Annotated in this window: 11 protein-coding genes; 4 read left to right on the top strand and 7 right to left on the bottom strand. The window is 71.2% G+C overall.

What is annotated here, in order from left to right; genetic code table 11:
• Positions 1-134: 134 nt before the first annotated feature.
• Together ABS735_RS03230 and clpS are read right to left on the bottom strand one after the other, a co-directional pair.
• Positions 135-743 carry a DUF2017 domain-containing protein gene (locus ABS735_RS03230; protein WP_373899868.1) on the bottom strand — a complete coding sequence of 203 codons (609 nt, stop codon included), beginning with the start codon at positions 741-743 and terminating at the stop codon, positions 135-137.
• 41 nt (positions 744-784) lie between these two features.
• On the bottom strand, positions 785-1,102 hold the full coding sequence (clpS, locus tag ABS735_RS03225; protein ID WP_133885463.1) for an ATP-dependent Clp protease adapter ClpS: 318 nt from the start codon (positions 1,100-1,102) through the stop codon (positions 785-787).
• Positions 1,103-1,210: 108 nt separating this feature from the next.
• Between clpS and ABS735_RS03220 the strand changes: the two genes are divergently transcribed.
• Positions 1,211-2,557: a nicotinate phosphoribosyltransferase gene (locus ABS735_RS03220; RefSeq protein WP_373899867.1), complete on the top strand. Its 1,347-nt coding sequence runs from the start codon at positions 1,211-1,213 to the stop codon at positions 2,555-2,557.
• A 93-nt stretch (positions 2,558-2,650) separates the two neighbouring features.
• Positions 2,651-3,238, top strand: coding sequence for a nicotinamidase (locus tag ABS735_RS03215; RefSeq protein WP_373899866.1), 588 nt, complete (start codon positions 2,651-2,653; stop codon positions 3,236-3,238).
• Positions 3,239-3,280: 42 nt separating this feature from the next.
• On the opposite strand, the gene ABS735_RS03210 is transcribed toward ABS735_RS03215, so the two are convergent.
• Both ABS735_RS03210 and ABS735_RS03205 read right to left on the bottom strand, forming a co-directional pair.
• Entirely contained in the window at positions 3,281-3,625 is a 345-nt protein-coding gene (locus ABS735_RS03210) for a hypothetical protein (protein WP_061444462.1), read from the bottom strand.
• Positions 3,626-3,771: 146 nt separating this feature from the next.
• The gene (locus tag ABS735_RS03205; RefSeq protein WP_373899865.1) at positions 3,772-6,117 is read right to left on the bottom strand and encodes an immune inhibitor A domain-containing protein; all 2,346 of its coding nucleotides are present in this window, start codon (positions 6,115-6,117) and stop codon (positions 3,772-3,774) included.
• 430 nt (positions 6,118-6,547) lie between these two features.
• Here ABS735_RS03205 and ABS735_RS03200 point away from each other — a divergent pair, with 430 nt between their 5' ends.
• Positions 6,548-6,847 (top strand): hypothetical protein, encoded by a 300-nt coding sequence (locus tag ABS735_RS03200; RefSeq protein WP_373899864.1) that lies wholly within the window; start codon positions 6,548-6,550, stop codon positions 6,845-6,847.
• Positions 6,848-6,911: 64 nt separating this feature from the next.
• Here ABS735_RS03200 and ABS735_RS03195 read toward each other — a convergent pair whose 3' ends face one another.
• Both ABS735_RS03195 and ABS735_RS03190 read right to left on the bottom strand, forming a co-directional pair.
• Positions 6,912-7,664, bottom strand: a complete 753-nt coding sequence (locus ABS735_RS03195; RefSeq protein WP_373899863.1) for an RDD family protein — start codon at positions 7,662-7,664, stop codon at positions 6,912-6,914.
• A gap of 213 nt (positions 7,665-7,877) precedes the next feature.
• The gene (locus tag ABS735_RS03190) at positions 7,878-9,404 is read right to left on the bottom strand and encodes an RDD family protein (RefSeq protein ID WP_373899862.1); all 1,527 of its coding nucleotides are present in this window, start codon (positions 9,402-9,404) and stop codon (positions 7,878-7,880) included.
• A gap of 235 nt (positions 9,405-9,639) precedes the next feature.
• Between ABS735_RS03190 and ABS735_RS03185 the strand changes: the two genes are divergently transcribed.
• Positions 9,640-10,077 carry an SsgA family sporulation/cell division regulator gene (locus tag ABS735_RS03185; protein WP_373899861.1) on the top strand — a complete coding sequence of 146 codons (438 nt, stop codon included), beginning with the start codon at positions 9,640-9,642 and terminating at the stop codon, positions 10,075-10,077.
• A 13-nt stretch (positions 10,078-10,090) separates the two neighbouring features.
• Here the strand turns inward: ABS735_RS03185 and ABS735_RS03180 are convergent, their stop codons facing one another.
• Complete coding sequence (locus ABS735_RS03180) at positions 10,091-11,515, bottom strand: FAD-binding oxidoreductase (RefSeq protein ID WP_373899860.1); 1,425 nt, start codon at positions 11,513-11,515, stop codon at positions 10,091-10,093.
• Positions 11,516-11,562 lie beyond the last annotated feature (47 nt).

Here is an 11,562-nt window from a genome sequence, read left to right as displayed (position 1 = left end):
TGTCACACAGGGAGAAGCGGACAAAACGCGCCCCTTTTCTTCAAAAGGGGCGCAGCTTTGACGGGATCGTTATCCGGATTTGAGGCTCCGCTGAGCGGGACACGTGAACACGGAGAGTGACGAAATAGCCTCGTTCAGCGCATGAGTGTCGCGACGAGCGACTCCTGGAGCCCGCCGAGCCACAGGTACGCCATCACCATCGGCTTGCGCGGGTCCTCGTCCGGGAGCCGGTAGAGCAGGTCGGTGTCGTCCTCGTCGGCGATCTCGAGGCGGGAGCCGATCGCCAGGCGCAGGTCGTTCAGGGCGCCGAGCCACTGCCGGGACTCGTCCGCCGACAGCTTCAGCACCGCCCCGTCCTCGCCCGCGGACTGCGAGGCCACGGCGTCCAGGCCGCGGACCACCGCGAGGGCGCTCTCCCGCTTGCCGGCCCGCAGGTCGTTCTCGGTGTAGCGGCGGAACTCCGCGGAGTGCGCCCGCTGCTCCTCGGCCTCCCGGGCCTGGGGGGTGCCCTCGGGGTCGCCGTAGGCGTCCGGGAACAGGCGGCGCAGCACCGGGTCGGAGGGCGGCTCGCTCGGGCCCTCGGCGAACAGCTCGGCGAGCGGGTCGTCGGAGGCGTCCTCGGCGGGTCCCGGCCCGATCAGCTCCAGGAGCTGCACGGCCAGGGAGCGGATGATGGAGATCTCGACGTCGTCGAGGGCGACGGCCGCGCCGCCGCCGGGGAGTGGTTCGAATTGTCCGGGCATGAAGGCGATTCAGCTGCTTCCGTCCTGCGGGCGGGCGTGGGTCATTTCCGGTCCTGCTGGAGGGTGGCCCACAGGCCGTAGCCGTGCATGGCCTGTACGTCCCGTTCCATCTCCTCCCGGCTGCCGCTGGAGACGACCGCCCGGCCCTTGTGGTGGACGTCCATCATGAGCTTGGTGGCCTTGTCCTTCGAGTAGCCGAAATACGTCTGGAAGACGTACGTCACGTAGCTCATGAGGTTGACGGGATCGTTGTGGACGATCGTCACCCAGGGCACGTCGGGCTCGGGTACGGCGAAGACCTCCTCCGCCGACTCGGTCTTCTCGATCTCCATGGGTGCGGCTGCCGTCACATGGCCCATGCTGCCACCACAGGGGGGCACCCGCACAAACGGGCTTGTGGCGGGCGCCACGAAAACAGGCGGGCCCTGAAATCGTCAGAGTGACGAAATGGGGGTACGATCCGTCGTATGAACACAGCGGACCTTGGGCTGCCGGTGGACGTCCCCTCGACGGCGCTCTTCACGGACCAGTACGAGCTGACCATGCTCCGAGCCGCCCTGAAGGCCGGTACGGCCGGGCGGCGGAGCGTGTTCGAGGTCTTCACCCGGCGGTTGCCCGACGGCCGCCGCTACGGCGTCGTGGCGGGCACCGGACGGGTGCTGGACGCGGTGGAGAACTTCCGTTTCGACGCGGACGTGCTGCGCTTCCTGCGCGAGAAGGACATCGTCGACGAGGAGACCCTGGACTGGCTCGCCCGGTACCGCTTCGGCGGGGACATCTGGGGCTACCCCGAGGGCGAGGTGTACTTCCCCGGGTCGCCGATCATGCGGGTCGAGGGGACCTTCGCCGAGTGCGTGCTGCTCGAGACGGTGATCCTCTCCATCCTCAACCACGACTCGGCGATCGCCGCCGCCGCCTCCCGCATGTCGTCCGCCGCCGGCGACCGGCCGCTGATCGAGATGGGCGCCCGCCGCACCCACGAGCTGGCCGCCGTCGCCGCCGCCCGCTCGGCCTACGTCGGCGGCTTCGCCACCACCTCCGACCTGGCCGCCGGCTTCCGCTACAACATCCCCACCGTCGGCACCTCCGCCCACGCCTTCACCCTGCTGCACGACAACGAGCGCGACGCCTTCCGCGCCCAGGTGGACTCCCTGGGCGCGGACACCACGCTCCTGGTGGACACCTACGACGTCGCCGAGGCCGTCCGCACGGCCGTGGAGATCGCCGGGCCCGAGCTGGGCGCCGTGCGCATCGACTCCGGCGACCTGCTGCTCGTCGCCCACCGGGTGCGCCAGCAGCTGGACGAGCTGGGTGCCACCGAGACGAAGATCGTCGTGACCTCGGACCTGGACGAGTACGCCATCGCCTCGCTGGCGGCCGCGCCCGTGGACGCCTACGGCGTCGGCACCCAGCTGGTGACCGGCTCCGGTCACCCGACGGCCTCGATGGTCTACAAGCTCGTCGCCCGCGCCGAGTCCGGCGAGGAAGGGGCGCCGCTGGTGCCGGTGGCCAAGAAGTCCAGCGGGGGAAAGACCTCGATCGGCGGCCGCAAGTGGGCCGCGCGGCGCCTGGACGCGCACGGGTACGCCGAGGCCGAGGTGGTCGGCACCGGTCCGGTGCCCGACGCGCTGGCCGACCGGCAGCTCCTGGTCGAGCTGGTCAAGGGCGGCGAGGTCGTCGCCCGCGAGCCGCTGGACGCCGCCCGGGACCGGCACGCGGCGGCCCGCGCCAACCTTCCGCTGTCCGCCACCCAGCTCTCCCGAGGGGAACCCGTCATTCCGACGGAGTACGCGCACGGGGGCTCGGGTAGCTAAAGCGGTGCGGCCCCACAAGGCCCGAATCAGCCCCGTCCGTCCAGCCACCCCCTGCTCCCGATCCCCAGCCGACCCAGTCGAAGGACACCGACCATGCGCCGCGCCTTGATCGTCGTAGACGTGCAGAACGACTTCTGCGAGGGAGGCAGCCTCGCGGTGTCCGGCGGTGCCGACGTGGCCGCCGCCATCACCGAGCTGATCGGGCAGGCGCCCGCCGGCTACCGCCACGTGGTGGCCACCCGCGACCACCACGTCGCGCCGGGCGGCCACTTCGCCGACAACCCGGACTACGTCCACTCCTGGCCGGCGCACTGCGTCGCCGGCACCGAGGGGGTCGGCTTCCACCCGAACTTCGCCCCGGCCGTCGCCTCCGGCGCGATAGACGCCGTCTTCGACAAGGGGGCGTACGCGGCCGCCTACAGCGGCTTCGAGGGCGCCGACGAGAACGGCACGGCGCTCGCCGAGTGGCTGCGGGCCCGGGAGATCGACGAGGTCGACGTCGTGGGCATCGCCACCGACCACTGCGTGCGGGCCACCGCCCTGGACGCCGCCCGGGAGGGCTTCCGTACGCAGGTGCTGCTCGACCTGACCGCCGGGGTGGCCGCGGAGACCACCGAGCGGGCGCTGGAGGAGCTGCGGGAGGCGGGCGTGGAGCTGTCCGGGAAGCCGGTCGTGCAGTAGAGCCACCTGGCCCGCAGACCCCGGCCTGGTCGTCCTCGGGTACTACGTCTGGGCGGTCGGGCGTCTGAGCAGGGCCCGGATCGGGTGCCACAGCTCCTGGACCAGGTCGGGGCCGCCCACGGCCCCGGCCACCGGTGCCGTACGCCATATCAGGCCGTCCGGGTGGTGCAGGACCGCGGTGACCTCGTCCGGGGACGGCGGGGCCGCGTTGCCCCGCAGGTAGACGCTGCGCAGCCCCAGGTTGCGCAGCCTGGTCAGGGCGCGTGCCCGGTTCTGGGCGTGGACGAGAAAGCGCACTCCTCCTGCCTCCGGGCCGGCGGGGCTGGGCAGGTTCAGTGCCACCACCACCGTGCCGTTCGGCAGCTTGCAGAAGCCTCCTGCGGCCATGCGCTCATACCCCCGAGTCAGCCTGTGTCGGTCCGGGCACCGGGCCCGGTGTCAATAAGAGAACCACAGGACGCACCTAAACACGGATCGGCGGCGACCCGCCAGGGGGTCGCCGCCGATCACGCTCTGACCTGGGCAGATGCTATTTACCTGCCCGCGGGGCCGACCTCGAGCTCGATCGTCGAGCCGTTCTTGGCCTCCTTGAGGATCTTGATCTTCGTGTTGGTGTCAGTGACCTGGACGCCACCGGTCGGGTTCGCCGGGTCGTAGTAGTCGTTCTTGCGGTCGTTGAAGACCGAGACGCCCTTCGAGCCCGGGATGTACTTCGCGACGTCCGCCTTGTGCAGCGTCATGCCGTCCGTGCGGTAGAGGCTGAACGGCGAGTCGTACGTCTGGAAGCGGTTGCGCATGACCGTGCCGTCCTTCCACTTCAGCGCGGTCGGGTGCGAGTCGATCGGCAGGACCAGGCCCTTGCCCGGGTGCTGGCTGGTGTTGTTGTCGGCCTGGGAGGTGTCCCACTTCCAGATCAGCAGGCCGTTCTGGTACGCGTAGTGCTCGACCCAGTTCGGGCGCTCCGTGAAGCCGAAGTTGTACGGGCCGGTCTTCAGCGTCTCGTCGTACGACACGTACTGCCGGTTCTCGGCGATGTAGTACTGCGCGTACTCCTTGGTGAAGGACGCGCCCTTGCGGGTGAAGCCGTCCGCCGTCCACGCGGCGTCCTCGGTCTCCGCGTTGTCGGAGAAGAGCGTCTCGCCGTCGGCCGTCACCGCGATCTCGTCGGCGGTGAAGCCCTTCATGGCCAGGCCGCCGTCGGTCTGGTAGCGGAAGCGCAGGTCGATCTTCTTGCCGGCGTAGGCGTCCAGCGGGTAGACGAGCTTGCCGTAGGCGTCGACGGTGGCGCTCAGGGCGGGCTTGTCGCTGCCGTCGCGCTGGATCGGCTGGCCGTCGAACGTGCCGTCGATCGCGGTCCAGTTGGCGCCGCCGTCGGTGGACACCTCGGTGTAGAGGAAGTCGTAGTCGGCCTCGATGTCGTACCAGCCGTCCAGGGTGAGGGAGGCGGACGACTTGCCGGTGAGGTCGACGCTGCGGCTCAGGGTGTTCTTGAGGTCGTTGCCGCTGCCGCTCCACCACTGGGTCTCACCCTCGGCGGGGGTCACGATCTCGGTGGTGACCTCCTCCTTCGGCAGCTCGACGACCAGGCCCTGCTTGTGCTTGGTGTTGTACTCGGCCAGGCCCAGCTTGTGCCAGGAGTTGACGCCCGCCTTGGCGGTGTCGTAGTTCAGCCAGCCCAGCTGGAGCTTGTCCCAGGCGTTCATGTCGCCGGGCAGGTCGCCGATCTCGTTGCGGCCGGTGCCCAGCCACGAGCCGGACGACATCAGCGTCCAGAAGCCGGTGGAGTTGTCGCCGCCGGCGGTGTCGTAGTGGTCCGGCAGGCCGAGGTCGTGGCCGTACTCGTGGGCGTAGACGCCGAGTCCGCCGTTCTCCGGCTGGATGGTGTAGTCGCCGACCCAGATGCCGGTGTCGCCGATCTGCGTGCCGCCGAGCTTGTTCTCACCGGGGCCGGTGGAACCGGCGTCGGTGCCGAAGGCGTACCAGCGGTGGGCCCAGATCGCGTCCTCGCCCTGCGCACCGCCGCCCGCGGACTCGTCCTCACCGGCGTGCACGATCTGGAAGTGGTCGATGTAGCCGTCGGGCTCGTTGAAGTCGCCGTCGCCGTCGAAGTCGTAGCGGTCCCACTGGTCGTACTGGGTCAGCTGGGACTTGATCTGGGCGTCGGTGCGGCCGGCCGCCTTCTGGTCTGCGACCCAGGCGGTGACGCCGTCCTGCACCGCGTACCAGGCGCAGTTGTCGGGGTCGCACTTGTTGGAGCCGTAACGGGCCTCGTTGTAGGGCACCTTGACCCAGTCGGAGACCTCGCCGTCGACCGAGTAGCGGCCGGAGGACTGCTTCTCGTAGTAGGTCTTGACCGAGTTGACGCCCTCGCCGGAACCGAAGTACAGGTCCTGGAAGTGCTCCTGGTTGTAGTCCTCCTGCCAGGCCGTGGAGTTGTCCTTCTTGCGGTTCGGCTTGGCTATCTGGTTGTGCAGCGGGCCGGCGTCGCCGCCGTAGCGGCTGTCGACCTTGTTGCCGAACTCGACCAGGATGGTGAAGATCTTGTCGGTCTTCTCCCGGCCCAGCTCGACGTACTTGCTGTCGCCCTTCTTGCTCTTCAGCTGGACGACGTTGGAGCCGTCCTTCTTCTTCACCGACGCGTTGCCGGATATGACCTGCTTCAGGGCCTCCTCACGCTGAGCGGCCTGAGTGTCGCTCAGGGGGCCCTTGAGGTCGTGGGAGCGCGTGGTCTTGTCCGGGCTCGGGTCGTGGCGGTCCACGGCCTCCGGCCGGGACGGCGAGTCGGCCTGCGCCACGCCGGCCGCCGAGAGCGTGGCGGTCGCGGCGGCGAGTGCGACGGTGGTCGCCGCCGTTCTGAACGTCCAGGATCTTCTGGTCACTTGAGTTCCTCCCCCGCGTCCACGCGCGCGGAAGGGGGGACAAGGACAGAGCAAAGTCCGCGCACACGTGCTCAACGCGTGTAGTCAAGTGACGACATTTGACTAGAGGTTCGATGGAAAAGACAGACCTTGACTTGAGCAGAACAAGTGCACTATGCGGAGTCGTCGTTCGCTTTGCGGACACCGGATCGTGACCTTCGCGGGGTCCGGCGGGCCCCGGCCGGGTCCGCCGGGCGCGCGGGACCGTCCGCTTCCCGGACGTCATGAATCCGTGCGCCCCCCGTGCATCGGCCATGCCGGTTAGGTCGTGCTTACTACTGGTTCCACTCGGGCACACAGCGGGTTAGAGTCGCTTGGCGGAACGCCCGGAGACCGGCGGAAAGCCAGGCCGACAGCCCATCTCGCCCCAAGATTGTCTTCCGAGGACACGATGGCCATGCCCCGTCCGACTGCCGCACAGTTCGCCTACGGTTCGTGCACCGTGATCTTCTCGACGCTCGCCATGCTGCTGCTGTCGCAGACGAGTTCGGGTCCCGGAGTCGCTCTCATCGCCGTCGCGGCCCTCGCCCTCGGGCTGTTGGTCGCCATGACGGTCCCTCTGCCCAGGACGCGCGCGGTGACCGCCGCGCCGCCCCACAGGATCGCCGCCGACCGGGAGCCGGTACAGGTGTCCGCGGCGACCCGGGTTCCCGCCGGCGCGGGCGAGGCGACGCGCGGGCGGGCCGCCTGAGGCCGGAGCCGGCGCGGAAGCCGGTGCCCGGTGCCGTTGCCGGTGACGCCGGTGTCCGCGGCCGTCAACGGGTGCTGACCACGACCGTCTTGGCCGCCTTGTCGTGCAGGCCCTGCTTGTAGGGCTTGTCGAAGAAGCTCCAGCCGCCCGCGATGATCGTCCACACGCAGGCGCAGCAGAACGCGAACGGGATCCACAGCACCAGGGCCCGGATCAGCGACGTCTGCACCGAGGGCGTCGCCCCGTTGTCCAGGTTGGCCACCCGCATCCCGAGCCACTTCTTGCCGAGGGTCTGGCCCGTCTTCGTGGTCATGTAGGTGTCGTACGCGATGTACAGCACGGCGGCGATCACGGACTGCCCGAAGGACTTGCCGACGGAGATGTCGTCACCGTCCACCTGGTACTCCTGGACGTTGAACGCCCAGCTGAGCAGCCAGACCACGATGCCCACGAGGATCATGTCGATGATCCGCGCGAGCGTGCGCCGCCCGCTGTCGGCGAGCGGGGGCATCCCGGCCAGCGGATCGCCGGGATAGCCGCCACCGCCGTACGGGTCACCGCCGTAGGGGCCGCCGCCACCGGGAGGAGGGGGGCCGCCGTACGGACCGCCGCCACCGGGAGGAGGGGCGCCGCCGTACGGACCGCTGCCACCGGGAGGAGGGGCGCCGCCGTACGGACCGCTGCCACCGGGAGGAGGGGCGCCGTAAGGGCCTCCACCGCCGGGGGGCGGGGGCGGGTTGTCGTAGGGGTGCTTCCTCAGCGGGTCGTCTTCCGGCGGCTGCTGCCCGCCGGAGCCGGGGGGCGGTTCGCTGCTCATGTCCCGAGTCGAACTCGGACTCTCTTCGCTCGCATCCGGCGAGCGGCCGTCCGGAGTAGCGAGGGTGCGTGGTCCGACTCAGTACAGCCCCTCGCCCCTTGAGGTACGTGCAGTGCGACGCGCCCCAAAGGGGCGCGGGGAACTGCGCGACCAGCCTCCACGCACCCGCACCCGACCGCGAACCAGGCACCCCCTGCCCGCCCCCCGGCCAAGCTAGCCCGCGACAAACGTGCCGGCGGCCTTGTCGTGCCAGCACTGGTGCCAGGGACGGTCGAACAGGCACCACACGACGCCGACCACGCCGACGGCCAGGAGGCCCGGGACGCTGTAGACCAGCCAGCGGCGCAGGGCCGCGCCGAACGACGGCGGCTCGTGGGCCTCGATGTCCCGTACCTCGAGGCCGAGCAGCTTCTTGCCCAGGGTGCGGCCCCACTTGGCGGTGGGCAGCGCTTCGTAGACGACGCCGAAGAGCAGCAGGACGGCGAGCACGATGCCCAGGTACGTGGACGTCGTGCCGTCCAGCAGCCAGACCGTGACCGTCTCACCGGAGAGCTTGGCCTCGTCGATCTTGTCGTTGACGTGGTCGATCGCCTTGACGCCGAGCGGTACGGCGGCCACGGCGGTGACGCCCGCGAGGACGACGGTGTCGATCAGCCGGGCGGCCAGCCGCTTGCCGAGCCCGGCGGGCCGGGCCGCCGCCTGGCGTCGGGCGGCGGCCTGGAACACGTCCTCGACCGGCGGCTTCCACGGGGCGACGGGCTGCTCGTCCCCGCCCGCCCCGGCCAGCCGGTGCACCTGCTGCGCCCAGGAGGACTGACCGCCACCGGGACCGCCCGCCGCGACCGGCGCGGAGGGGGCGGGCTGCGGCGGGGGCGCCTGGTGCGGAACCGCGGGGGCGGCAGGGGCGGTCGGGGTCGCGGGAGCCTGGGCCGCGGCCGCCCGGGCGGCGGCTGCCTTGCCGGCCCCGAAGCCTGGGCCGGAACCGGAACCGGAACCGGAAGCGGCTCCGGGTCCGCCGGGCTGCGGGCCCGTGCGCGGGGTGACCGCGCGGAAGGTCATGGTGCCCTCGTCCTCCGCAGGGGCGGGAGCACCGCCCGGCGCCGGTGCACCCTGCGAGCCCGCAGGGGGACGGCGGAAGACGAAGGTGTTGCCGGCCTGAGCCTCCGCCTCGGCCGCCGCCTCGCCGGAAGCGGAAGCAGAGGCGGAAGCGGAAGCGGGAGCAGGGGCAGACGCGGAAGCGGGGGCAGACGCGGAGGCAGGAGCAGACGCGGAAGCGGGGGCAGACGCGGAGGCGGACGCGGCGTCGCCCCGCGCGCCGGCGTCCGCGGCGCCGTCGGCGGACGGTGCCGTCTGCCGGGCGTGCGGGACCCTCGGGTCCGCGCCCCGCGCCGTGCCCGGCCAGGCGACGCGCTGGTCGGGGCCGTCGGCGGCGCCGGAAGGAGCGGAGCGGTCGGCGCCCCAGGCGGTGGCGGACTCCGGACGGCTGCCGTGCTGGGACGCGGCGGCGGGCGGCGGGTCCTCGACCGGGTCCTCGTCGAAGAAGTGCGGTCCTGTCTCCTCGACGGAGGGCCGCGCGCCGGGCGGAGGCGCGAGCGGCTCGCCGTCCTTGGGGGCGGGCCGGCTCGTGCCCGCCACCCAGGAGGCGCCGTTCCAGTACCGGACGTATCCAGGAATGGACGGGTCCGGGTAATACCCTTCGCGGGGCCTGTCGTCGCCGGGGGCCGGGGTTGGGGCGCTCATGTCCGTCGTCCCGTATCTGCTCGGGGGTTGATAGAGGGGCTCCAACATCTATCAGACGGGCGCAATCCGCACGGCCGGTCCCGCCGTACCCACCCCTTTCCGGGCAACCTCGTGCACGGACCTTCACACCCGGACCGGGGTTCGGGAAAAAGTTCCGCGAACCCGCGTAATGCTCCCGCCCCCGGCCGCTCTCCCTGGGCAAGGACCGTACGAGACACGGGAGAGGAACCTCGCCATGCACCCCAACCCCACCGGCCGCACCGGCCCCACCGTCGTGGAGCGCGAGCTGGAGCTGCGGCTCATCCTGTCGCCCGAGCACGGCGTCCCGGTGCCGGCCCGGCTCGGCTACCACACCGACGACCCCTACGCCGTCCACGTCACCTTCCACATCGACTCCGGCCACCCGGTGCACTGGACGTTCGCCCGTGACCTGCTGGTGGAGGGCGTCTTCCGGCCGTCCGGGCACGGGGACGTGCGGGTGTGGCCGTCGAAGGCGGAGGGCCGCAGCGTCGTGCTGATGGCGCTGAGCAGCCCGGACGGCGACGCCCTCCTGGAGGCGCCCACCCCGCAGGTGTCGGCCTGGCTGGAGCGGACGCTGCGGACGGTGCCGCCGGGGACCGAGGGCGCGCAGCTCGGCATCGACGACGGGCTGGCCGAGCTGCTCGCCCGGTGAGGAGCGGCAGGGCTCAGAAGAGCTTGCCCGGATTGAGGATGCCCAGCGGGTCGAAGACCTGTTTGACGGCCCGCTGCATCTCCAGGCCCACCGGGCCGATCTCCCGCGCCAGCCACTCCTTCTTCAGGACGCCCACGCCGTGCTCGCCGGTGATGGTGCCGTCGAGTTCCAGGCCGAGGGCCATGATCTCGTCGAAGGACTCGCGGGCCCGCCGGGACTCGTCGGGGTCGGAGGCGTCGAAGCAGACGGTGGGGTGGGTGTTGCCGTCGCCCGCGTGGGCGCAGACGCCGATGGTGAGGCCGTACTTCTCGGCGATCCGCTCGATGCCCTCCAGCATGTCGCCGAGCCGGGAGCGGGGCACGCACACGTCGTCGATCATCGTCGTGCCCTTGACGGCTTCGAGGGCGGTGAGGGCCAGGCGGCGTGCCTGCAGGAGGAGTTCGGACTCGGCCGCGTCCTCGGCCGGGACCACCTGGGTGGCGCCCGCGGCCTCGCACAGCGCGCCGACGGCGGTGAGGTCGGCGGCCGGGTCGGTGGTGTCGAAGGCGGCGAGGAGCAGGGCCTCGGTGGTCTCCGGCAGGCCCATGTGGGCGAGGTCGTTGACCGCCTTGACGGTCGTACGGTCCATCAGTTCGAGGAGGGAGGGGACGTGTCCTCCTTCCATGATCTTGCAGATCGCGTCGCACGCGGCGGACGCGGAGGCGAACTCGGCGGCCAGCACCAGCTGCTCGGGCGGCTTGGGCCGCAGCGCGAGGACCGCCCGTACGACGATGCCGATGGAGCCCTCGGAGCCGACGAAGAGCCGGGTGAGGTCGTACCCGGCGACGCCCTTGGCGGTGCGGCGGCCGGTGGACATCAGGCGGCCGTCGGCGAGGACGACGTCGAGGCCGAGGACGTACTCGGCGGTCACCCCGTACTTGACGCAGCACAGGCCGCCGGAGGCGGTGCCGATGTTGCCGCCGATGGTGCACATCTCCCAGCTGGAGGGGTCGGGAGGGTAGTAGAGGCCGTGCTCGTTCACCGCGCGGGACAGCGTGGCGTTGACGACGCCCGGTTCGACGACGGCGACGCGGTCGACCGGGTTGATCTCCAGGATGCGGTCCATCTTCGTCAGGGAGAGGACCACGCAGCCGTCGGTGGCGTTGGCCGCGCCGGACAGGCCGGTGCGGGCGCCCTGCGGGACCACCGGGACGCGCAGTTCGGTGGCGGTGCGCATGACGTGCTGGACGTCCTCCACGGTGCGCGGCAGGACGACCACGGCGGGGACGCCGGCCGGGCAGAAGCTCGCCATGTCGTTGGCGTAGGAGGCAGTGACGTCGGGATCGGTGAGGACGGACTCGGCGGGCAGTCCGGCGAGCAGCCGGTCGACGAGGGTGCTGTTGACCGTCGCGGCTGCGTCGTCTTCGTCGCGAGGCGCTTCGATACGGCTCATGATCACAGCGTCGCACCCGGGGGCCATCGGTGTGAACCCCGTGGACGGCACCC

The sequence above is a fragment of the Streptomyces sp. MMCC 100 genome (assembly GCF_041538145.2).
GTDB lineage: Bacteria > Actinomycetota > Actinomycetes > Streptomycetales > Streptomycetaceae > Streptomyces.
The sequence above is the reverse complement of the archived record's forward strand: the minus strand, read 5'-3'. Positions and strand labels throughout refer to the sequence as shown.